The organism is Duganella kummerowiae, assembly GCF_053572355.1.
This window is the reverse complement of the sequence record NZ_JBKFEH010000002.1, coordinates 150,520-173,508: the sequence shown is the minus strand read 5'-3', so window position 1 is coordinate 173,508 and position 22,989 is coordinate 150,520. Positions and strand designations below refer to the sequence as shown.

The following is a 22,989-nucleotide window of genomic DNA, read 5'->3' as shown; positions in this document are numbered from 1 at the left end:
CCGTATGAGCACCGTCATGAGCAATGCCCCCCTCCTGTCCCACGCCGTGCACGGCGCCGGCTTGTACAGCCCGCAGGGCGGCTGGTGGAACTTCGCCGTCCAGCGCGCCCGCTGGGCTGTGTATGGCCTGTTGCTGGCCGTGATTGCCGCCAGCATCGCGCTGTCGGTGGTGATGGAGCAGACCGCCGGCGCCATCCGCCGCAACGCCGCGCCGCTGCTGGACCAGAAGATCCCGCAGCTGCGCCACCTGGCCAACTTCGACAGCGCCGTGCTGCGCTACCAGCTCGCGCTCGACAAGCTGTACACGGAATCGATCACCCATGAGCGCTTCCAGATGCTGGAACCCATGGTGCGCGGTGAGCTGGAGGCGGACTACGAACAGTTGCGGACCAGCCTGGGCGATAGCCCGGAGCTGGCCGCCCTGCATCAGAACTACGCGCGCATCGTGGCCCGCACGCCGCGCTTCGAGCAGGAAATGGCAGTCTCGCCGGCTGCTGCGCGCGGTGTGCTTTACCAGATGAACCAGGATGTCAAGCAGCTGCGCGCCGAGGTCGGCGCGCTGGAGCAGGGCGCGCAGCAGGCCATCTACGAGAGCGGCGGCATGGCCGTGCGCAATGTGGACGGCATGACGCGCCTGGTGCACCTGTTCGATATCCTGGCATTGCTGACCAGCGGCTTCCTGCTCTACCACGTGTGGGCCCGCTACCGCGTCGAGCGCCAGCTGGAGCACCATGCCGGCCACGACCCGCTCACCGGCCTGGCCCACCGCCGCTCGTTCGAGGCCCGCCTGCGCGGCCTGCCGGCGCGGCCGCATACCGTGGTGCTGGGCACCATAGACCGCTTCTCGCGCATCGTCGGCGGCTACGGCCACAGCTTCGGCGACCGCATGATCAAGGGCCTGGCCCGCCGGATCCGCCAGTCCGCCGAGGCCAGCGGCGGCGAGGTGTACCGCCTGGACGGGGCCAATTTCGCCATCCTCTACCAATGGCGCCGCGACAGTCCGGAATTCGACGCCGCCATCTCGGCCCTGCGCGAGGAAGTCGGCCTGCCCTATGTGTGCCAGGGCCATGAGGTGTACACCACCCTCAGCCTGGGCGCCGTGTGCTATCCGATGGACGGCGCCGAGCCGGAGGTCCTGCTGCGCAACGCCGACGCCGCCCTGCAGGCGGCCCGCCAGGCTGGCGGCGACACCCTGGTGCGCTATTCCGGCCACCTGAACGCCCAGGCAGGGCAGCGCCTGGAGCTGGAAGCCCAGCTGCGCCACGCCATCGACCGCCGCGAGCTGGAACTGCACTACCAGCCGCAGCAGGCCCTGCACGATGGCGCGCTGGTCGGCTTCGAGGCCCTGATACGCTGGCGCCGGAATGGCGAGCTGGTGTCCCCGGCCCAGTTCATCCCGCTGGCCGAGGAATCGGGCCAGATCGTCGCCATCGGCGAATGGGTACTGGAGGAGGTGTGCCGCCAGCTGGCGCAGTGGCAGGATCTGTGCGGCAGCGTGCCCACGGTGGCGGTCAACATCTCGCCGCGCCAGTTCGCCGCGCCCGGCTTCCTGCAGCACGTCGAAGCGCTGCTGGCCGCCAGCGGCATCCCGGCATCCTGCCTGGAGCTGGAGATCACCGAAGGGGTCATGATGGAAAACGCCGAAAGCGCCATTGCGCTGCTGGAGCGCCTGCGCGCCCTGGGGCTGCGCTTGTCGATCGACGACTTCGGCACCGGCTATTCCAGCCTGGCCTACCTGAGCCGCTTCCCCATCCACAAGCTCAAGATAGACCAGTCTTTCGTGCGCAACATGAGCGCCGTGACCGAGCAGAGCGCCATCGTCCAGGCCACCATCAGCCTGGGCCACAGCCTGGGGCTGACGGTCATAGCCGAGGGCGTGGAAACCGAGACCCAGCGCGCCCTGCTGCACAAGTGGCAGTGTGACGAAATCCAGGGCTACCACTATAGCCGGCCGCTGCCGGCGGAGGCGGCCCGCACATTCCTGGAAGGCAGCCTGCAACTGCAGGCGGCCTGACCGTTCAACCGATCACCGGAGATAGCCATGAACTGGTTCCACCACTTGAAAATCGCCCACAAGCTGATTGCCGCCGTGGCGGCCGTGCTGGTCCTGACCGCCGCGCTGGGCGTGTTCTGCTTCCTGCAGCTGCAGCATCTGAACCGCGTCAATGGCGAGATCACCCAGCGCTGGAGTCCCGCCACGCGCAGCGTGCTGGAAATCAAGGCAGGGCTGCTGCGCTTCCGCACCTATGAATTGCAGCATGTGCTGTCGCGCGAGGCCGGTGAGTTCGATTACTACGAAGCGCAGATGAAGGCCCAGATGGCCACTCTGATGGCGGCCGTGCAGGACTACGCGGACCAGCCGCGCGCGGCTGGAGCGCAGGCCGAGTTCCTGAGTTTCCGCTCGGCGCTGGAGTCCTACCGGGCGGCGGCGCGGCGCGTGGTGGCGCTGGACCGGGCCGGCGACCATGCGGGAGCCCTGGCCCTGGTGCGCGGCGAGTCGCGCCAGTATAACTTCCAGGCGGCCGGCCTGGTCAACCAGCTGGTGCAGGCCAACGAGGCCGGCAGCGCGGCGGCCGCCGCCTCGGCCGCGCAAGCCTATGCCCGCTCGCGCACCCTGATTGTCGGCCTGGTGGCGGCCACCGTGGCGCTGGGCATGCTGCTGGCCGCCTGGGTGGCGGCCCGCATCGCCGGGCCGCTGCGCATGGCGGTCGAGGTGGCGCAGCGCGTGGCCAGCGGCGACCTGCGCAGCGGCGCCATGGTGGAGTGGCGCGACGAGACCGGCGAGCTGCTGCGCGCCCTGCACGCCATGAACCTGCAGTTGCAGCAGATGGTGGGCCAGGTGCGCGCCGGTGCCGATAGCGTTGCCGCCGCCTCGGCCCAGATCAGCGCCGGCACCGGCGACCTGGCCAGGCGCAGCGAGCGCCAGGCCGCCGCGCTGGAGCAGACCGCGGCCACCGTCGGGCAACTGACGGCCACCGTGTGCCACAACGCCGACCAGTCGGTGCGCGCCCACGCCGTGATGGAGCAGACCGCGCAAGTGGCGCAGGAGGCGGAGACGGCCGTGCAGGGCATACGCAGCACCATGGACGGCATCGCCGGCGCCGCGCGCCGCATCGGCGACATCGTGGGGGTCATGGACGGCATTGCCTTCCAGACCAATCTGCTGGCGTTGAACGCCTCGGTGGAGGCGGCCCGCGCCGGTGAGCAGGGGCGCGGCTTTGCCGTGGTGGCGGGCGAGGTGCGCAGCCTGGCGCACAGCAGCGCCCAGTCGGCGCGCGAGATCCGGCAGCTGATCGCCGCCTCGCTGGCGCAGGTGGAGCAGGGCGGCCAGGTGGTGCACCGCGCCAGCGCCGTCATCAACGAGGTGACGGCCGGGGTGCGCCAGGTGGCGGCCCTGGTGGCCGATATCAGCGTGGGCAACCGCGAGCAGAGCAGCGGCCTGCGCCAGGTCAACGCCAGCCTGGCCGAGCTTGATGGCAATACCCAGCAGAATGCAGCCCTGGCCGAGGAATCGCTGGCGGCCACCGTGTCGCTCAGCGGGCAGGCGCAGCGGCTGGCGCGCAGCGTGGACCTGTTCCGGCTGGCCGATCCGGCCGGCCAGGACGTGATCGAGATGGAGGCGGTGCGCAAGGTGCGGCCGCCGCGCGCGGCGCGCCAGCCGGCGCCACGGCGCCCTGCCTATGTTGCGGGCCTGGTCTGACTGATAACCCGTTTCAAAAGGACCATGGCGCCGTTGCCGCACCTTGCCGTGCTGGCGCACTGTCTGCGTCGCCCCGGCTTTGGCCGCGCCTGGCCCTGCTCATGTTGAAACGGGTTTTAACTGGCCGGGCGCGCCGGCTGCGCCGCGAAGAAAGGCCGAAGGCGCGCAATGGCCTCGGCGATTTCCGGGGTGGACACGGCAAAGCTGAAGCGGATGAAATGGCGTCCGTCCACCGGGTCGAAGTCGATGCCCGGCGCCGTGGCCACGCCGGTTTCTGCCAGCAGGCGCTGGCAGAAATCCAGGCTGTCGCCGGTCAGGTGGGCGATGCTGGCATAGATGTAAAAGGCGCCGTCCGGCGGCGCGATGGCGTTCAGGCCCAGGCCGGGCAGGGCGTCCAGCAGCAGGCGGCGGTTCTCGCGGTACACCTGCAGGTGGCCTTGCAGCACATCCAGCTGGGTAAACGCGGCCAGCGCCGCGTGCTGGCTGAGCGAGGGCGGCGTGAGGAACAGGTTGCCGCAATAGGCCTGGGCGCGCTCGATGTGCTCCGCCGGCACCAGCAGCCAGCCCAGGCGCCAGCCGGCCATGCTGAAGTACTTGGAAAAGCTGCTCACCACCAGCGCCTGCGGTGCGTGGGCCAGGATGGTCTGGGCCGGCTCGGCATAGCTGAGGCCATGGTAGATTTCGTCCGAAATGATGCGGATGCCGCGTTCGCGGCACACCCGCGCGATGGCGGCCAGTTCATCGGGGGCGATGATGGTGCCGGTCGGGTTGGCCGGGCTGGCGATGATCACGCCGGCCGGCGCCGGTTCCAGCGCCGCCAGCGCGGCCGCCGTCAGCTGGAAGCGCACCTCCGGGGCGCAGGCGATTTCCACCGGCTCCAGGTGCAGGGCCTTGAGCGTGTTGCGGTAGGCCACATAGCCGGGCCGCGCCAGCGCCACCCGCGCCCCCGGTGCGAACACGGAAGCAAGCGCCAGCACCAGCGCCGGCGATGCGCCGCAGGTGAGCACGAAGCGCTCCGGAGCGATCTCCAGCCCGTATTGCTCCTGGTAGTGCTGCGCCATGCGCTGCTTGAGGGGCGCGCTTTCCCAATAGCCCATGTGGTCGCTATCCAGGATCTCGTGCGCGCGGGCGATGGCGGCGGCAGGGGCGCCGGTCGACGGCTGCCCGAATTCCATGTGGATGATGGACCTGCCTTGCGCCTTCATGGCGTGGGCTTGCTTGCTGATGGCGATGGCGTGGAAGGGTTCGAGCCCGGAACGGGGTAGACTATTCATTAATAAATTATTAGCTGATGTTTGGATAGTGTGCTACCGTGGCGAAGCGCCACAATATAGATGAGTTTTCGATGCTTGGCTGACATGAAAGTTACAATCGTAACAATAATATTTAGTTAATTGTGTTATGCTACTTCCGCCAGCCGCCGTTGCTCGTTTGTAATCGGCCTGGGTTGCATGCGTGGTGGCTGGCGCCTGTACTGTGCACGGCATCCGGCACGGTGGTTAGCACCGTATCGGCTCCCATAGCCGCCCCATAGCCCCCCATAGCCGTCCCGTGGCCGCCCCCGTATCGGCTCCCGTAGCCGCCCCCGTATCCGCCATTGTATAGCAGCCCCCCATGTGCCAGCGCGGCCGCTTGTGCGCGCCGGTAGCGGCTGCTATCCTGCCTTTTTTGACTTTTTTGCGTGCTTCCGGAGCTTTATGCGTTTGACCTTCTTGCCCGCCCTGGGTTTGGCCCTGGCGCTGGCGGCCTGCGCGCCGCCCCGACTCCCGCCCGGCCATGCGTCCGGCGCCAGCCTGCGCTTCATCGGCGAACAGCGCTTGCCGCACAAGTCCGGCTATGGCGGCACCACGGTGGGCGGCTTGTCCGGCATCGACTATGATCCCGCCAGCGGCAGCTGGCTGCTGGAAAGCGATGACCGCTCCGCCGTCAATCCGGCCCGCTACTACACGGCGCGCCTGGACTATGACGGCCAGGCGTTCCGCTCGGTGCAGCTGACCGGCGTGCACCTGCTGCGCCAGCAGGATGGCAAGCCCTATCCAGGTACCGATACGGTGGCCAGAAACGGCGGCGAGGTGCCCGACATCGAATCCATGCGCTACGATCCGCGCGACGGCAGCATCTGGTATTCCAGCGAGGGCGACCGTACACTGGGCTTCCAGCCTTTCGTGCGCCACGCCCGGGCCGATGGCGCTTACCTGTCCACGCTGGCCACGCCGGCCATGTTCCGGGTCTGGCCGCAGCGCGAGTATGGCGCGCGCGACAATGTCTCCTTCGAGGGCCTGAGCTTCGCCCCGGACGGCCGCACCCTGTGGTTGGGCATGGAGGCGCCCACCTACCAGGACGGCCCGCTGCCGACCCCGCAGTCCGGTGCGCTGTCGCGCATCACCCAGCTGGACCGTGATGGCAGGGTGCTGGCGCAGTACGCCTATCCGCTGGACCCGATACCGCACGCCCCGGCGCCCGGCAAGGCGGCCGACAACGGCGTCTCTGAAATCCTGGCGCTGGACGGACGCCGCCTGTACGTGCTGGAACGGGCCGGCGTGCAGCAGGCCGACGGCAGCTACCGTTGCTACGTGCGGCTGTATGAAATCGACGTGCAGGGCGCCACCGACGTGAAGGATGTCGAGGCGCTGGGCGGCGCCAGGTTCGCGCCGGCGCGCAAGCGCCTGGTGCTGGACCTGAACACGCTGGGCCTGCCGCAGATCGACAATATCGAGGGCATGTCCTGGGGCCCGCGCCTGGCCAACGGCCACGACACCCTGGTGCTGGTTTCGGACGATAACTTCAACCCCGGCCAGGTCACCCAGTTCCTGTTGTTCGAAGTGCTGCCCTGAACGCCGCAGGGTGGGGTAGCGCACTGCGGACGGGACCGGGAGGGACGAGAATGCGTCTCATGAACCGCCTGCATTCCACTGCCTATGCGCTGCGCCGGCAGAAAATCGCCACCGAACGGGTACTGGTCTCGTCCACGCCCGAGGAATGCCAGCGCGCCGCGCGCTGGGCCCGGGCCTGGGAGCGGCTGGTCCAGCGCAACCTGGAGCTGGCCGCCGCCCACGCCCTGCAGCAGCGCTACCTCCATTGAAGCGTAGGACAAGGATGACAATCTGTCATCCATGCTGACTACAAAACGTCTGACAGTGCTCCTATCCTCTTGCCGGTCTCGTGTAGATAAAGTGTCATCCATACCGCCGATATGCATCGGCATCCATCTACCGAGAGAGGTCCGCAATGTTGAACGCCATGGAAACCGCCGCTAGCCGCACCACCGTCCACACCCTGGCCGCCCAGACCGATACTCTGGCCGGCGCCCGCGCCATCAGCATCACCGGCGCTCAGCAGAACGACCTGCTGCGCGGCCTGTCGCGCGATGACCTGATGGGCTTGTTCCAGTACCTGGACCTGGTGCCGCTGCCCGCAGGCAAGCGCCTGTTCGAGCTGGGCGGCAAGATGGAATACGCCTATTTCCCCACCAACGCCATCGTCTCCCTGCAGCACGTGATGGAAGACGGCGCCACCACCGAGGTGGCCGTGGTTGGCCATGAAGGCGTGGTGGGGGTGTCCATGTATCCCAACGAGCTGGCCACCTTCTGCGCCGTGGTGCAGAGCGCCGGCTACGGCTACCGCGTGAAGGCCGAGGTGCTGCGTGAAGCCATCTATGCCGGCGGCCCGCTGGGCCAGCAGCTGATGCGCCACACCAGCGCCCTGTTCGCGCAGATCGTGCAGACCGTGGCCGGCAGCCGCCACAGCAACATCGAGCAGCAGCTGTGCCGCTGGCTGCTGGAGCGCCTGGACCGTTCCGTCTCCAACGAGCTGAAAGTGACCCAGGAGCTGATCGCCAACATGCTGGGCGTGCGCCGCGAAAGCATCACCGGCGCAGCCGGCAAGCTGCAGGAAGAGGGCATGATCGAATACCGCCGCGGCACCGTGGTGATCCTGGACCGCGAGGCCATGGAAAAGCGCGCCGGCCACTGCTACCAGGCGGCCCGCGCGGCCATGCTCAACGCCTGATGTGCCGGTTTATTTGTCCAGTTTCCTGACTTCGATTTCCCAATCCAGGCCGGACGCCACCTGGTGGCGTTCGGCGAAATTGCCCTGGCTGATGGCCACCGCCACCTCCAGCAGGCTGTTCAGGTAGACCAGTGGCTGGCCCTTGGCCACAGCGCCGAAGGTGTGCTCGAACGGCGCCACTACCCTGGCTGCCTGTTTGCCGCCGTGATAAATCTTCACTTCCAGCCTGTCATGCTCGGCCACGCCCAGTTCGTCCAGCAGCGCCTTCGGTATATTGGTCCAGACATTGCCGTATTTCTCATCCAGCACGGGAATGATGCCGCGCACGCCGTTGCCGCTGCGTGTGGGCTGCCGGTAGGCCAGCTTGACGACGCTGTCGGCCGGCAGCTCGGGCCCCACCTGTTCAAACGTGATCTGGCCGGAAGCCAGGCGGGCGCCCGTGTAGGCATAGACGTCGCGGCCGTGGAAGGTGTAGGACTCGCGCGAGCCGGGCAGGCGGTTGACGTTTTCATCGATCTGGCGCAGGCCGGCCACGCCGTCGCGCTGCGCGATCAGGGTGAACAAGCCGTTGTCCGGGCCGACGAAATAGCGGCCGGCCCGGGTCTTGAGCACCACCGACCTGCGGCTGGTGCCCACGCCCGGATCGACCACCGCCACGAACACGCTGCCCTCGGGCCAGTAGTTGGCGGTCTGGTACAGGCGGTAGGCGCCCAGCCAGATGTCGTAATCCGGGATCTGGTGGGTCAGGTCGGACACGGTCAGGGCCGGATCGACTCCGTAGGCCACGCCGTGCATGGCGGAGACGGCGCCGTCGCCGGTGCCGAAGTCGGTCAGCAGCACCAGCGCGGAACGGGCCTGGACCTGGGCCGCGAGGAGGGCGAGGCAGGCCGCAGCGACGAGTTTGTGTATTTTCTTCATGGCATCCTTGGCGGGTTTGTTTTAAAAATTATAAGGCAGTCCACAAGGGATGTTACCGTCGCGTTGCCGATCTCTTGAACACTGTTTTCGGATATCCTGACACATCTGTATAGGATCATGTTCAAAGGTCATGATGACATTCGCCGTTACTTACAGCTTGCCAGGACTCTCTGTCACGGACAGTGCCGGGGGAGTGAACTCCGCCCGGATCTCGATATGAGCTGCGGCCCGCACACCTTCATATTGCTGGTCTGGCTGGTCATCGTCGTGATATTTGCCACACCGTACCACGGGCGATTTACCTTGTACTGTGAACGGCGCGCCAGCCTGGAGGGACGGTCCTTGGAATTCTATTCAGGGGTTTCCATTGATGGCGGGGACAATCTGTATATGATCGAGCAAGCGGGCAAGCTGTGGAAACGCGACTATGTCAAATTCAATGACAAGCAGTTGAGCGAGCTGGGCGACAAGCTCTACCGCGACGGGGGATTTCTGCTCCTGCTTGTTGCAGCAGCAGTCGTCATCAGCTGTTTTACCGCGAACAGTTGCAGCTAGCCCTTTCAGCCCAGCGATGGCCTGCTTAGGTGAGCACGGCGCCCTGTTCGTTCTCGGCGCCGGCCGCGATGCGCCGCAGGCGCCCCGGGTCCAGTATCGACAGCCTGCTGCCGCCTATTTCCAGGCAGCCCGCCTTGCGCATGCGCCCCAGCAGGCGGCTGACGGTCTCGCCGGTCAGGCCCAGGTAGTCGGCCATATCCTGGCGCGACATCGGCAGGCGCAGCTGCAGTGCCGCCTGGCCGCGCATGCTCATGCCCTGCGACAGCTCCAGCAGCATGCCGGCCAGGCGCTGGGCCGCGCTGGCGCCGCGCAGCATGCGGGTGACGGCCAGGCGCTGGCGCAGCGTGTCCGCGGTCGCCGCCTCCAGCCAGCCGCACAGCAGGCCGGCCCGCGCCGCCCGTTCCACGGCGCGGGTCGAAAATTCACACACCAGCGCCGGCTCCAGCGCCACGGCGCTGTAGGCATGGTATTCCAGCTCGCCCGCTTCCAGTCCCAGGTAATTGCCGGCCTGGGCGAAGGCCGCCACGCGCTGGCGCAGCTGGCCGTCCAGCTGGTACAGCTTGAAGGCGCCGCCGCACACGGCGTAGAAGCGGTCCTGCACCGCATCGCCGGCCTGGTACAGCGCCTCGCCGCGCTGCAGGCAATGGCGCGCCACCACCAGCCGCGCGATCTCCTGGATGCAGCCGGCGCCGGCCTCGCCCATGCACAGCTGGCGCGCCACGCAGGCCGCGCAGGACTGCTCGCCGTCGTTCCTGGGAGGTACGCTCATGCTGCGCTCCTCATGGGCTCACCCGAGGCGATATGCTGCAGGCCGGCCAGGTCCAGGATGCGGATGCCGCCGCCGTCCGCGCCCAGGACGCCCAGGCTGCGCAGCTGGTGCAGGGCGCGGCTGGTGCATTCGGGCGTCAGGTTCAGGTAGTCGGCCATGTCCTGGCGCCGCATCGGCAGGCGGAAGGCGTCGGCCGCGTAGCCGCGCGCCAGGTAGTGCTGCGACAGGTGCGCCAGATAGGCCGCCAGGCGCTGGTCGGAGCGGGTGTGGCGCAGCAGCTGGGCCGTATCCTGCTCGGTGCGGATGGCGCGCCGCAGCCGTGCGCGCACATGGGCCGCCAGCGCGGGCTCGGCCAGCAGGGCGGCCCACGACAATTCGCACACCACGCTGTCTTCCATGGCGGCCGCGTTGTACTGCAGTGGCCGCCCGCCCAGGCCGTCCAGCCCCAGCAAGTCGCCGTTGAAGGCAAAGCCGGCGATGCGCTCTTCGCCGGATGGACTGCAGGCGGTGAGCTTGAAGCTCCCGTGGCGCACCGCATAGCAGCTGGCCGAGCCCTGGCCTTCGCGGTACAGGGTCTCGTGCCGGGCTATGCGCAGTTGGCGCCCCAGTGCCGCGCCCAGGCCGCTTTCCAGGCCGCTTTCCAGGCCGCCATCCGGCGAAATGCAGAAGGGCCGGGCGCGGCATTCCCGGCAGGGGCCGGAGACCGGCCAGGTGGATAAGGCAAGTGCTTGTTTCATGTGATCAGAATAACTAGTGGAAACATTAATTCCTTTGATTTGGATCAAAACACGCGCAGCTTGCTGGTGCAAATAACAATAATTTTTGCGGCCTACTTGATTCTGATCAGAATCCCTGCATGACGATGAGGTAGGAACACCATAAAGTGTTGCTCCATATAAAACGTTTATTACCAAAGGGAGTGGAGAGCGATGAAGGACATGGACGCGGTAGCAGCCGGGATGGCGCCGGATCCGGAGCAATTGAGCGCGCGCCTGGCCTTTCTGCAGATCGGCGAGCGCGACCTGGCGCTGCTCAAGCGCGTGCACGCGCGCCTGGAGCAGGAACGCGGCGCCGTGGTGGACGCGTTCTACGCCCATCTGGATGAAGTGCCGGCGCTGCGCACGCTGCTGGGCGACGAGCACGCCCGCGCACGCCTGCGTGAGGTGCAGGGCGCCTATTTCAGTTCGCTCAGCGGTGATCCCATCGACGAGGCCTATGTCCATCACCGCCTGCGGGTGGGCCTGGCGCACCAGCGCATCGGCCTGGCGCCGCAGTGGTATATCGGCGCCTACCGCACCTACCTGGCTGAACTGTGGCCGGTGCTCAACGAGGTGCTGGCCGACCGGCCGCAGCAGATCTGGCCCACCTTCGACGCCCTGCTCAAGCGGGTCTGCTTCGACCTGGGCCTGGCGCTGGACGCCTATATCGAGTCGGGCCGGCGCCAGCTCGAGAGCCTGAAGAACTATTCGGAACACATCATCGGCGGCATGTCCAGCGGCGTGCTGGTGCTGGACCGCCGCCGCGCCGTGCGCACCATGAACCTGGCCTTCCGCGCCATGCTGGACATCGGCGAGCACGAGCCGGTGCAGGGCCAGCCCTATGTGCGCTTCGTCCAGCACGCGCTGCTGCGCGACTGCATCGAGCTGGGGCTGGCCGATCCTGGCTACCAGCAGGAGCTGCTGCTGAGCGTGGAACAGGGCCGGGCCCCGCGCCACCTGCGCTGCAAGCTGTCGCGCTGTGTGCTGGACGGTGATGGCTACCTGATGGTGATGATGGAGGACGTGACGGCCCTGCTGCGCGCCCGCGCCGACCTGCGCGACAGCGAGGAGCGCTTCCGGGTTGCCTTCGGCCAGGCCGCCGTCGGCCTGGCGCAGTTGGGGGCGGACGGCTGCTGGCTGCGCACCAACCGCAAGCTGCAATCCATACTGGGCTATGGCGAGCATGAGCTGGCGCGCATGACCCTGGCCGACCTGACCTCGCCCGAGGAGCACGAGGACGAAGCGCGCCAGTTGCGCGGCCTGCTGGACGGCAGCGTGCCCTCCTACAGCCGCGAGGCGCGCTACCGCCACAAGGATGGCGGCATGGTCTGGGTGCAGGCCAGCTTCTCGCCCATGCACACGGGTGACGGCCAGGCCAGCCTGATCGCCGTGATCGAGGATATCGCGCCGCGCAAGCGCTTCGAGCTGGAGCTGATCAAGCTGGCCAACCAGGATGGCCTGACCGGGCTGGCCAACCGCAACCTGCTGCTGGACCGGCTGTCGCAGGCCATCTCCCATGCGCGCCGGGCCGGACGCTGGGTGGGGTTGCTGTTCGTCGACCTGGACCGTTTCAAGAACATCAACGACAGCCTGGGCCACGACGCCGGCGACCATGTGCTGATGGAGGTGGGACGGCGCCTGGAGCATAGCGTGCGGCAGGGCGACACGGTGGCGCGCCTGGGCGGCGACGAATTCGTGGTGCTGCTGTCGGACGTGGCGCGCAGCGATGACGTGGCCTCCCTGGGCCAGAAGGTGCGCGATGCGCTGGAGGCGCCCTTCATCGTGTTCGGACACGAGGTGGCGCCGGTGGCCAGCATCGGCATCAGCCTGTATCCGCGCGACGGCGCCGACGCGGCCTCGCTGCTGAAGAATGCGGACGCCGCCATGTACCGCGCCAAGCGCCTGGGCGGCGACAGCTTCCAGTTCTACGCCCAGGACATGAATGCCCGTACCCTGGACCGCCTCAAGCTGGAGGCCGCGCTGCGCCACGCGCTGGAGCGCGGCGAATTCCACCTGGTGTACCAGCCCCAGCTCGACCTGGCCAGCGGCCAGATCGTTGGGGTGGAGGCGCTGGTGCGCTGGCAGCCGCCGCACCGTCCCCTGGTGATGCCGGGCGAATTCATCCCGGTGGCCGAGGAAACCGGCTTGATCGTGCCGCTCGGGGCCTGGGTGCTGCGCACCGCCTGTGCCCAGCAGGCCGCCTGGGAGCGGGCAGGCCTGCGCAGCGTGCGCATGGCGGTCAACCTGTCGGCGCGGCAGTTCAAGCAGCAGGACCTGGTGCAGACGGTGTCGGACGCGCTGCACGCCAGCGGCTGCGACCCGCGCAAGCTGGAGCTGGAAATCACCGAAAGCGTGCTGATGGAGAATCCGGACGCCGCCACCGCCGTCATGCAGCAACTGGCCGACATGGGCATACAGCTGTCGATCGACGATTTCGGCAGCGGCTATTCCAGCCTGTCCTACCTGAAGCGCTTCCCCATCCATTCGCTCAAGATAGACCGCAGCTTCGTGCACGACATCCCCAACGACAGCGACGACGCCGCCATCGCCAGCGCCGTGATCGCGCTGGCGCACAGCATGCGCCTCAAGGTGACGGCGGAAGGGGTGGAAGGGCCGGCCCAGCTGGACTTCCTGCGTGCCCAGCGCTGCGACCAGATACAGGGTTATTGTTTCAGCAAGCCCAAGCTGGCCAAGGACCTGGCGGTGCTGTTGGAACCGGACTGCGGAGGCCAGGCCGCCTAGCCTGCGAGTATTTAAATTCCATGCTAATATTTAGGATCCTAAGTAAATATTGGCATGCAACATGGCGGACGACGCGGACGACAGGAATTACGACAAGACCCTGATGACACTGACCCACACGCTGGTGCACGCGGCGCGCGCCTACAAGGCCGTCGCCGACCAGCTGGCGGGGGAATTCGAGCTGTCCCATGCCAGCGCCTGGCCCATGGTGATGATCGCCCGCCTGGGCGACGGCGTCCGCCCAGGCGTGGTGGCCGATGCGGTGGGCATCGAGGCGCCCTCGCTGGTGCGCATCATCGACCAGCTGGTGGCGGCCGGACTGGTGCTGCGCCAGGACGACCCCGGCGACCGGCGCGCCAAGACCCTGGCGCTGACGCCGGAAGGCAAGCGCCGCGCGCAGCGCATGGAAATGGCGCTGGTGCCGTTCCGCCGCGAGCTGTTCCAGGACATGGCGCAGGCCGACGTCCAGGCCTGCGTCAAGGTGCTGATACAGCTGGACGACTTGCTGGCCAGGCGCGGCAAGGCCTGAGCGGGCGGCCAGCATGAAGTTCAGGTTTTCGCCTCCCACCGGCGCCGAGCTGCTGTTTTCGGCCAAATGCTACGCCGGCTCCATGCTGGCCCTGTACGTGGCCCTGGCCGCCGGCTTGCCGCGCCCGTTCTGGGCCATGATGACGGCCTACATCGTGGCCAGTCCGCTCTCCGGCGCGGTGCGCTCCAAGGCGCTGTTCCGCGTGTGCGGCACCATCATCGGTTCGCTGGCCACCGTCGTCATGGTGCCGCAGCTGGCCAACGCGCCCGCGCTGCTGTCGCTGGCCCTGGCCTGCTGGGTGGGCCTGTGCCTGTATGTGTCGCTGCTGGACCGCACCCCGCGCTCCTATGTGTTCATGCTGGCCGGGTACACGGCCGGCCTGATCGGTTTTCCGGCCGTGTCCGACCCGTCCACCGTGTTCGACAGCGCGCTGGCCCGGGTCGAGGAAATCACCATCGGCATCCTGTCTGCCACCGTGGTGCACTCGCTGGTGTTCCCGCAGGGCGTGGGCAAGGCGGTGCTGGGCCGGCTGGACCGCGCCATCGCCGACGCCCAGCGCTGGATGTGCGATATCCTCGCGCCGGCCAGCACCACGCCGGCCAGGGCGGCGCATACCCGTTTGGCGCTGGCCGGCGAGATCAGCGACATGCGCGTCATGTCCACCCACCTGCCTTTCGATACCAGCCATTTACGCTGGACCGCCGGCATGGTGCACGGCCTGCACGACCGCCTGGCCACCATGGTGCCGCTGCTGCTGGCGGTGGACGACCGCCTGTCCACCCTGCGCGAGATCGACCCGGGCAGCCTGACGCCGCGCTGGCAGGCAGTGCTGGACGAGACCGCGGCCTGGGTCAACGCCGGCCACGGCGCCGACCCGGCCCGCGCCGCCGCCCTGCGCGCCGAACTGGCCGCCCTGGCGCCGCCCCTGGCGCCCGATTCCAGCTGGAGCGACATTTTGCGGCTCAACCTCAGCCAGCGCCTGGACGCCCTGGTGGCCGCCTGCGCGGACAGCCTGGCGCTGCGCGCCAGCGTGGGCGCCGTGATGGAGGGCGCCGCGCCCACCATCCAGCCGCCGCACCTGACCCCGGCCGTGCTGCACCGCGACCATGGCATGGCGCTGCGTTCGGCGCTGGCGGCCGTGCTGGCCATCGCGCTGTGCTGCGGGTTCTGGATCATGACGGCATGGCCGGCCGGCGCCGCCATGCCCATGATGGCGGGGATCTTCTGCTGCTTCTTCGCCACCCAGGACGACCCGGTCCCGGCCATCAAAGTATTCCTTCATTACACGCTGCTGTCCATGCCGGTGTCGGCGCTGTACATCCTGGGCGTACTACCGGCCGTGCACAGCTACGAAATGCTGGTGCTGGCCATCGCGCCCGTGTTCCTGCTGGCCGGGGCCTATGCGGGCCGGCCCAGCACCGGCGGCCCGGCCATGGCCTTTTTGATCGGCATGGCCGGCACCCTGTCGCTGCAGGACACCGGCCCGCTGGATATGCCCAACTTCCTCAACAGCATGCTGGCCCAGCTGCTGGGCTATATCGCAGCCGGCGTGGTGTCGCGCCTGGTGCGTACCGTCAGCGGCGACTGGATGGCGCGCCGTATGCTGCGCAAGTCGCGGCAGGAGCTGGCCCGCATGGCAGCCGGCCCGGCGCCGCAGCCGCTGCTGGCGGTCTCGGCGCGCGTGGTGGACCGTATCGGCCTGCTGATGCCGCGCCTGGCCATCGCCCATGCCACCCCGGAGGCGCGCGCCGCCGCCGTGGATACCTTGCGCGAACTGCGCGTCGGCCTGCACATCACGCAACTGCGCGGCATGCAGGCGCAGCTGGAGGCGGCCGGCGTGCCGCTGCAAGCCTTGCTGCAGCGCGTGGCCCGCTATGTGGGCGCGCGCGCCGGCGCCAGCGCCGGCCCGGCCCTGCTGGAAAGCCTGGACGCCACCCTGCGCCGCGTCTGCGCGGCCGGGATGGGCGGGAGCGAGGGCAGGGCGGCTGGCGCGTTGGCTGCCGCCGCCCTGGCCAGCATGCGGCGCGACCTGTTCCCGCGCGCCGCTTCCTATCAACCCAAGGCCACGGAGAGCACGCCATGACCGCCGAACTCAGTCTGTACGGACTGTATGTCCCCGCCTTGCTGCTGCTGGCCGTGCTGGCACTGATCTGCACCCGCGCGCTGGGACGCTTGCTGATGCACCTGGGCTTGTACCGCCTGGTATGGCATCCGGCCCTGTTTGAATTCGCCCTGTTCTTCATCCTGCTGGGCGGCTTTTCCACCTTCCTCACCACACGGGGTATTTAACATGAACCTCAAGACCTCATTGGCGGCGCTGGGCCGCTTCACCGTCACCATGGTCGCCGTGGCCGCCGCCGCCTGCCTGGGCTGGCGCCTGTGGCAGCACTACGAAGTCGAACCCTGGACCCGCGACGGCCGCGTCAAGGCCGACGTGGTGCAGATGGCGCCCGACGTCACCGGCCAGGTCACGGCCGTGCTGGTGCGCGACAACCAGCAAGTCCAGGCCGGCCAGGTGCTGTTCGAAGTGGACCGCGCCCGCTTCGAGCTGGCGCTGCGCCAGGCCGAGGCGGCCGAACAGGCCCAGCGTACGGCGCTGGAGCAGGCGCAGAAGGAGGCGCGCCGCAATACCGAGCTGCGCGAACTGGTGGCGGCCGAGACCCGCGAACAGGGAGCCTTGCGCGTGGACCAGCTGCGCGCCGCGCTGGCCCAGGCGGTGGTGGCGCGCGAGCTGGCCAGGCTCAACCTGGAGCGCACCCGGGTGCGCTCGCCGGTCAACGGCACCGTCGCCAACCTCGACCTGCGTCCCGGTTCCTACGTCAGCGCCGGCCACGCCGTGATGGCGCTGATCGACAGCGACTCCTATTATGTCGAAGGCTATTTCGAGGAAACCAAGCTGCCCGCCATTCAGGTTGGCGACGCCGTCACGGTGCTGCCCATGGGCCAGCGCCAGCGCCTGGCCGGCCACGTGGAGAGCCTGGCCGGCGGTATCGCCGACCGCGACCGCAGCACCTCGGCCAACCTGCTGTCCAACGTGAATCCGACCTTCAACTGGGTGCGGCTGGCGCAGCGCATTCCGGTGCGCGTCAAGCTCGATGCGCTGCCGGCCGGCGTGCGCCTGGTGGCGGGACAAACCGTGACCGTGGACGTGCGTCCGTCCGCCACCCATTCCTGAAGCGGAGGCCGCCATGAACTCCTTAGCCGACACGGGCCGCGCCCTGGCCGCCACCGCCGTCCTTGCCACCCTGGCCGCCTGCGGCACCGTGGGGCCCGATTACCAGGTGCCGCAACAGGCGGTCATCCAACGTCAGTCCGCCGCCGCGCCTTTCCTGAATACCGCCGAAGCGCCGTACACACCGGCGCCGCTGCCGCCACACTGGTGGCGGCTGTACCACGATGCACAGCTCGATGGGCTGATAGAACAAGCCTTTGCGGCCAATACCGATTTGCGCGTGGCGGCGGCCAACCTGGCGCGGGCGCGCGCCGTGCTGCAAGAGGCCGGCGAGGCCGGCAAGCCGGTGCTGGGTGTCAGCGCGGCGCCGGGCGTGGGGCGCTCCTCGGCTGCCGCGCGCGGCATCGCCCATCCGCTGCCGGACGCCTGGAACTACGACGCCGGGGTCAGTGTGTCCTACCAGTTTGACCTGTACGGCAAGATCGCGCGGGCGGTGGAATCGGCCACGGCCGATACCCAGGCGGCCCAGGCTGCCTACGACCTGGTGCGCGTCACCGTGGCGGCCGATACCGCGCGCGCCTACGCCGACGCCTGCGCCGCCGCGCGCCAGGCCGAGGTGGCGCGCCACTCCATCGTCCTGCAGCAGCGCTTCGTGCAGCTGACCGCCGAACGCATCCGGGCCGGGCGCGGCACGGCCACCGAGGATGCCCGCGCCCGCGCGCAGCTGGAACAATTCCATGCCGCACTGCCGCCGCTGCTGGCCCAGCAGCGCACCGCGCTCTACCGGCTGGCGGCGCTGACCGGGCGCACCCCCGGCGAGATGGCGGCGCCGGCCGCCCAGCTGCAATGCCAGGCCGCGCCAAGGCTGGCAACACAGATTCCGGTCGGCGACGGCGCCGCGCTGCTACGCCGCCGGCCCGACATCCGCCAAGCCGAGCGCGCGCTGGCCTCGGCCACGGCGCGCATCGGCGTGGCCACGGCCGACCTGTATCCCAGCATCAGCCTGGGCGCCTCGCTGGGCAGCACCGGCTTGCTGGACCAGTTCGGCGCCGCCAACGCCACGCGCTGGAGCCTGGGCCCGCTGATTTCCTGGACCGTGCCCCATACCGGCAGCGCGCGCAGCCGTGTTGCCCAGGCAAAGGCCGGCGGCGACGCGGCGCTGGCGAGGTTCGACGGGGTGGTGTTGAACGCCCTGCGCGAGGTGGAGGGCGCGATGACGGTTTATGCGCGTGAATTGGACCGCAACGCGGCCCTCAAGGCGGCGCGCGAGCAGGGCGAGATGGCGTCGCGGCAGTCGCACCGGCTGTACCAGGCCGGGCGCATCGATTTCCTGTCGGTGCTGGACGCCGACCGCAGCCTGGCGTCCATGGATGCCGCCTGGGCGGCGTCGGACGCGCAGTTGGCGGCCGACCAGATCGCCTTGTTCCTGGCCTTGGGTGGAGGCTGGGAGCCGGCAGCCACGCGGCCGCCAGCCGAGGCGCAACCCTGATCAGCTGCGGCGGCGCGCCAGCGCGACGGTGGTGGCCAGGCCCGCCAGCAGCATGGCATAAGTGGATGGTTCGGGCACCGGTGCGGCGTCCTTCAGGCTGACGGCGGAAATCGAATTCGCCAACTGGTTGTTGTAGCCGGCGAAGGTCAGCTTGTCGTTACCGGTGGCCATGAACGTGTAGCTATACACGCCGCCGACCTGCCCGGAAATCTTGCCGATGAGTGTATCGTTCCAGTACACGTTCTCCCAGGCGCTATCACTTCCCATTGAACTGTAAGTAAATGTCAGGCTCAACTGGCCGCTCAGGCCGGTAAACGATTGACTGATATTGCCTGCATCGATTTGTGTGTAGCTGCCATTGAGGAACATGTAATTGTTCAGCAGCGTACCCACATCCCACCCGGTCTGGAATTTGGCGCTCGCATCACTAAATGTCCCGTTAACAATAACTTCCTTGGCAGAAACCCCTAAACTTGCTGCCATCATTGTGGCAAGCAATATTTTTCTTGGTAACAATTTATTTCTCCTTTCCTATTTAAGTTAGAAAAGCAAGCGTGGGATTGCAGACCTCCTAGTGGACATACCTTTTATATACATGAGCTCGCCCTGACATAATAGCACTCAGGAAAAAAAATACTAGAAAAATTAATAATAATACCTCGCTACATTATTTCTTCGAGATAATATTGATTGTCGAAATTGCCGGCTGGATAATCGACGTTTCTTTAATTAAATTAAATTTCCACAATTTAACGATATGTGGATGATATGGTGAGGATAATGGCAGGGCGCAACGGTGGCGCCTGGCCAACTCCTTCAGGAGCGGGCGCCAGGATGGCCTTACAGAGAGGGAAGGATAGTTACCGTATCCAGCGCCGGAACGGGGACGGATCGGCGCCTTCCGGCACGTACCAGGCGCGCCGGGCGAGGTCGTAGGCCGCCCCGAGGGCCTTGGCCTCGGCCTTGTCCTGGTATGCAACCTGCAAGTACACGCGGTGGTGCGACGCCGGGGCGGCGGTGGATTGGTTGCGTGTCATTGCCGCCGCTGCGCTGGCGCTGCTGCCCGGCAGCTCCATCGCCGCCAGAAAAGGGCTGCGCCGCTGCGCCGCGGCCGGCGATAGCAGGGTCAGGCGGAATCGTGCGCGGGTGGCGCCCACATAGAACAGGTTTTCTTCGGCCCGCAAGTCCTCCAGCGCACTCGGAAACTCGCCCGCCTCCAGGTAGGGCAGCAGCACATGGTCATACTCCTTGCCCTTGGCGCTGGCCACGCATTCGATCAGCACGGCGTCGCGCCCGCGCTTGCGCTGGCCGCCATCCTCGCTGGCATTGAGCCAGGCCCAGAAGCCGCGCAGGTCCAGCCGGCTGGCGTGCGCCGCTTCGACAAAACCGGCCACCGAGCGCGCCACCACGCTGGCGTCGTAGGGACGCACGAAGATGCGCCGCGCCGCCGTGACCAGCTGCATGCGTTCGCAGATCCCGGCCAGCACCTGGCCGGCCGGCTGCGCCGCATCGACCGACTGCAGCCAGGCCACGGTGGCGGCAATGATCTGGCGCGCCGCCAGCCGGGCCGGGTGGGGCGGCTGGCCGCCGCGCCGCTCGTGTCCGATATAGGCGCTGAAGAAGTCGTTGAGCAGCTGCGGGTCGCGTGCGATGTCGTTGCGCGCCATTTCCATCTCGCGCGGGGACAGGTCCACTTCGCCAAAGATGGCCATGGCGTCGACGATGGCGCGGCGCACCTCTGCCGAGCGTACCGCCGCCAGGTCCCCGAGGGCGATGGCGATCATCCCGCGCAAAAACAGGATTTCATCGCGCCGCAGATAGCCCGCCATCTGCTCGGTACGATAGGGGATGCCGGCCTGCAGCAGGGCGTTTTCCAGCGCGACCGACTGGTGCCGTTCGCGTATCAGGATGGCGCATCCCGCCAGCGCATGGCCTTGCTTGCGCCAGGACTGGAGCGCATCGAGCACGAGGGCAGCGCAGTCCTGCGCGTCGCCTGCCCGGGGCTCGCCATCTCCGTAATGGAGCTGGCGGATTTCAGTATGCAGCGCCAACGGCGATTCGACCCGTTTGCGCTTGAAAGCGGCCATGGCCAGCGCCAGGTGCGGCCCGTAGCGGTAGCTCCAGGTCAGCGGCAGGCGCACCAGCGCCGGGTAGGCCTGCTCGAAGCGGCGTGCCAGGAACTCGTGGCTGGCGCCCTGGCGCGCGTGGATCACCTGGTCGCGGTCGCCGGCCCCGACGAAGTAGCAGTGCGGCTGGGCCAACAGCGCGCCGAGGATGCGGAAGGCTGCCTCGTTCAGGTCGTGCAGCTCGTCGCACAGCACCAGCCGGTATTGCGGCAGGGCTTGCAGCGCCTCGGAGCCGTGCGCCAGCGCGCAGGCCAGGTCGTAGCTGGCGTCCAGCGGACCGCGGAAGCTGGCCCCGGCGCCGCCTGCCAGGCGGATGCGTTCATATTCCACCGTCAGCAAATAGTCGGTGACGGGCACGCCCAGCACATCGGCGGCTTCTTGGTGGTCCATGAATTCCACATCCGCTTCCAGCGCCATGCTGGCTTTCAGGTTGAGCTGGGTGTCGAGGAACTGGCTCAGGGCCAGGTTGTGGGTGCGCAGATCCAGGCCCTCGACCTGGCCGGCGTAGCGCAGTCCGGCCTGTTCCACCGCCGCCAGCACCCACGGCTTGAGCTGGCGCGGGTGGGACAGGCAGGCCACCTCCTCGCTGTCGGACAGGGCCAGCCGGCGCGCCGCGAAGTCTTCGAAGGTCAGCACGGCGATGCGCGCCGCCACGGCCGGCGCCACGCCCAGTTCCAGCAGGCGCTGGCGCATCACGTCGCGCGCCTCGGGCGTGAAGGCCAGGGCCAGGATCTGTTCCGGCGCCAGGCCGCGCGCCAGCGCCTCGCCGGTGCGCAAGGCCAGCGTGGTGGTCTTGGCGGCGCCTGCATTGGCGTCCACCAGCACCACCTTGTGGCGCGCCAGCTGGATGGCCAACTGTTCGGCGGTGGGCGTAATGCCGTGCGGGATGAAGCGGGGCGGATTGGTACTGTTCATCGGCGGCATTATAGCGGGGCCGCCGCCGGGGTGCGGCCTCAGGCCGCCAGTACGCTGAAGCGCGGTGCGGCGTCGATGCGGGGCGGCGCCAGGCGCGCCGTGGCGCCTTCGATGAACTGGGCCCCGAAGACGCGCCTTTCTGCTTCGCCGCCGCCGTGCTCCATCAGCTCGTGCAGCAGGTCGGCCGCCGCCACCGCCATCTTCTGCATGGGCTGGCGCAGCGTGGTCAGGTTGTAGCTGAGCCAGCCGGACGGTTCGACCGCGTCGAAGCCGGCCACCGACAGCTGCGCCGGCACTTGCAGGCCCAGCTCGTGGCGGGCGCAATCGAGGCAGCCGATGGCTGTCACGTCATTGCCACAGATGACGGCGTCCGGCAGGCGGCCCAGCTGGGCCACGATTTCGCGCAGGCCGCGCTGGCCGCTGGCGTAGTCGAACTGGCCGGACACGATCAGCGGCGCCGGCAGACCCAGTTCGGCCAGCCGTTCGCAGGCGCCGCGGCGGCGCTCGGCAGCCACGCTGGAGTCACCCGGCCCGTCGATAATGGCAAAGCTGCGGTGGCCGGCGGCGGCCAGCCGCCCGGCCAGCATGCGGCCGGCCTCGTGGTGGTCGCACAGCACGGTGTGCACCGGCTGGTCGCGCAGATGGCGGTTGAACAGTACCAGCGGCACCTGGCGCCGCTCGAACTCGGCCACCTGCGACGGCGCCATGCGCGCCGCCACGATGGCGCCATCGACCTGGAATTGCCAGACGTCGGCCATGACCTGTTCCACCTCGGCCTCGCGTGCCAGCGTGAATAGCAGCACGCGCTTGCCGCGCCGTGTGACATGGCGGCTCAGCTCGGCCAGGAGTTCCGGATAATACAGGTTGGCCTGGTTGGTGATGATCAGCGCCACCATGTTGGAACGGCGCGTGATCAGGCTGCGCGCGGCGGCGTTGGGAATGTAGTCCAGGCCGGCGGCGGCTTCCATCACCCGCTCATAGGTGGACTTGGACACGCTGGCGCCCGGCTTGAAGCAGCGCGATACGGCCGATTGCGATACCCCGGCCGCCAGCGCCACATCGTAGGAGGTGACGCGGCGGGCGGCGCGCTGCAGGACTGCTTTGTGCTCGGCTGGGCTGTCGCCCTCGAATGACTTGGTCTTGGTCATGGATGGCCTGGTAATTGGCACGAATTTAGTTGCCTTGGAGCATAACCAATAAATTGCCATGTGGCAATGAGTTTCCTTGGGTAAAGCTTTTCCTGTGGTTAATTTGCCCGCGGGGCGGCCGGTCCGGCAACGCCCCTGTGGCGGCTGCGGCACTTCTGGC

19 protein-coding genes are annotated in these 22,989 nt (G+C 67.9%); 12 read left to right on the top strand and 7 right to left on the bottom strand.

Features of this window, described 5'->3' with window-relative positions:
• Positions 1-4: 4 nt before the first annotated feature.
• A complete protein-coding gene (locus ACLB1G_RS01595) occupies positions 5-2,014 on the top strand; it encodes a putative bifunctional diguanylate cyclase/phosphodiesterase (protein WP_491625425.1) in 2,010 nt (669 codons plus the stop codon).
• 27 nt (positions 2,015-2,041) lie between these two features.
• Positions 2,042-3,700, top strand: coding sequence for a methyl-accepting chemotaxis protein (locus ACLB1G_RS01590; RefSeq protein WP_491625424.1), 1,659 nt, complete (start codon positions 2,042-2,044; stop codon positions 3,698-3,700).
• A gap of 116 nt (positions 3,701-3,816) precedes the next feature.
• Here ACLB1G_RS01590 and ACLB1G_RS01585 read toward each other — a convergent pair whose 3' ends face one another.
• A complete protein-coding gene (locus ACLB1G_RS01585) occupies positions 3,817-4,974 on the bottom strand; it encodes an aminotransferase class I/II-fold pyridoxal phosphate-dependent enzyme (protein WP_491625423.1) in 1,158 nt (385 codons plus the stop codon).
• Positions 4,975-5,397: 423 nt separating this feature from the next.
• Here ACLB1G_RS01585 and ACLB1G_RS01580 point away from each other — a divergent pair, with 423 nt between their 5' ends.
• From ACLB1G_RS01580 to ACLB1G_RS01570, 3 genes are all read left to right on the top strand, one after another.
• A complete protein-coding gene (locus ACLB1G_RS01580; protein ID WP_491625422.1) occupies positions 5,398-6,534 on the top strand; it encodes an esterase-like activity of phytase family protein in 1,137 nt (378 codons plus the stop codon).
• A 50-nt stretch (positions 6,535-6,584) separates the two neighbouring features.
• The gene (locus ACLB1G_RS01575) at positions 6,585-6,782 is read left to right on the top strand and encodes a hypothetical protein (protein WP_491625421.1); all 198 of its coding nucleotides are present in this window, start codon (positions 6,585-6,587) and stop codon (positions 6,780-6,782) included.
• Positions 6,783-6,940: 158 nt separating this feature from the next.
• Positions 6,941-7,708, top strand: coding sequence for a Crp/Fnr family transcriptional regulator (locus ACLB1G_RS01570; RefSeq protein ID WP_491625420.1), 768 nt, complete (start codon positions 6,941-6,943; stop codon positions 7,706-7,708).
• Between the two features lie 9 nt (positions 7,709-7,717).
• On the opposite strand, the gene ACLB1G_RS01565 is transcribed toward ACLB1G_RS01570, so the two are convergent.
• Positions 7,718-8,626 (bottom strand): SAM hydrolase/SAM-dependent halogenase family protein, encoded by a 909-nt coding sequence (locus ACLB1G_RS01565; RefSeq protein WP_491625419.1) that lies wholly within the window; start codon positions 8,624-8,626, stop codon positions 7,718-7,720.
• Between the two features lie 117 nt (positions 8,627-8,743).
• On the opposite strand from ACLB1G_RS01565, the gene ACLB1G_RS01560 reads away from it, so the two are divergent.
• Positions 8,744-9,181, top strand: coding sequence for a hypothetical protein (locus ACLB1G_RS01560; protein ID WP_491625418.1), 438 nt, complete (start codon positions 8,744-8,746; stop codon positions 9,179-9,181).
• Positions 9,182-9,206: 25 nt separating this feature from the next.
• On the opposite strand, the gene ACLB1G_RS01555 is transcribed toward ACLB1G_RS01560, so the two are convergent.
• Positions 9,207-9,950, bottom strand: coding sequence for a Crp/Fnr family transcriptional regulator (locus ACLB1G_RS01555; protein ID WP_491625417.1), 744 nt, complete (start codon positions 9,948-9,950; stop codon positions 9,207-9,209).
• Entirely contained in the window at positions 9,947-10,687 is a 741-nt protein-coding gene (locus ACLB1G_RS01550; protein ID WP_491625416.1) for a Crp/Fnr family transcriptional regulator, read from the bottom strand. The genes ACLB1G_RS01555 and ACLB1G_RS01550 overlap by 4 nt, the downstream gene beginning before the upstream one ends.
• A gap of 201 nt (positions 10,688-10,888) precedes the next feature.
• Here ACLB1G_RS01550 and ACLB1G_RS01545 point away from each other — a divergent pair, with 201 nt between their 5' ends.
• The 6 genes from ACLB1G_RS01545 (at position 10,889) to ACLB1G_RS01520 (ending at position 18,640) form a co-directional block, all read left to right on the top strand.
• Positions 10,889-13,450, top strand: a complete 2,562-nt coding sequence (locus tag ACLB1G_RS01545) for an EAL domain-containing protein (RefSeq protein WP_491625415.1) — start codon at positions 10,889-10,891, stop codon at positions 13,448-13,450.
• Positions 13,451-13,511: 61 nt separating this feature from the next.
• Positions 13,512-13,979, top strand: a complete 468-nt coding sequence (locus ACLB1G_RS01540) for a MarR family winged helix-turn-helix transcriptional regulator (RefSeq protein WP_491625414.1) — start codon at positions 13,512-13,514, stop codon at positions 13,977-13,979.
• A gap of 13 nt (positions 13,980-13,992) precedes the next feature.
• A complete protein-coding gene (locus ACLB1G_RS01535) occupies positions 13,993-16,062 on the top strand; it encodes an FUSC family protein (RefSeq protein ID WP_491625413.1) in 2,070 nt (689 codons plus the stop codon).
• Positions 16,059-16,268 carry a DUF1656 domain-containing protein gene (locus ACLB1G_RS01530; protein ID WP_491625412.1) on the top strand — a complete coding sequence of 70 codons (210 nt, stop codon included), beginning with the start codon at positions 16,059-16,061 and terminating at the stop codon, positions 16,266-16,268. Before ACLB1G_RS01535 ends, ACLB1G_RS01530 begins: the two co-directional genes overlap by 4 nt.
• A gap of 1 nt (position 16,269) precedes the next feature.
• A complete protein-coding gene (locus tag ACLB1G_RS01525; RefSeq protein ID WP_491625411.1) occupies positions 16,270-17,154 on the top strand; it encodes an efflux RND transporter periplasmic adaptor subunit in 885 nt (294 codons plus the stop codon).
• A 13-nt stretch (positions 17,155-17,167) separates the two neighbouring features.
• A complete protein-coding gene (locus ACLB1G_RS01520; RefSeq protein WP_491625410.1) occupies positions 17,168-18,640 on the top strand; it encodes an efflux transporter outer membrane subunit in 1,473 nt (490 codons plus the stop codon).
• Here ACLB1G_RS01520 and ACLB1G_RS01515 read toward each other — a convergent pair whose 3' ends face one another.
• The 3 genes from ACLB1G_RS01515 to ACLB1G_RS01505 form a co-directional block, all read right to left on the bottom strand.
• Positions 18,641-19,126: a PEP-CTERM sorting domain-containing protein gene (locus ACLB1G_RS01515; protein ID WP_491625409.1), complete on the bottom strand. Its 486-nt coding sequence runs from the start codon at positions 19,124-19,126 to the stop codon at positions 18,641-18,643.
• Positions 19,127-19,500: 374 nt separating this feature from the next.
• Positions 19,501-21,681, bottom strand: coding sequence for a 3'-5' exonuclease (locus ACLB1G_RS01510; RefSeq protein WP_491625408.1), 2,181 nt, complete (start codon positions 21,679-21,681; stop codon positions 19,501-19,503).
• Between the two features lie 38 nt (positions 21,682-21,719).
• Positions 21,720-22,829, bottom strand: a complete 1,110-nt coding sequence (locus ACLB1G_RS01505; protein WP_491625407.1) for a LacI family DNA-binding transcriptional regulator — start codon at positions 22,827-22,829, stop codon at positions 21,720-21,722.
• Positions 22,830-22,989 lie beyond the last annotated feature (160 nt).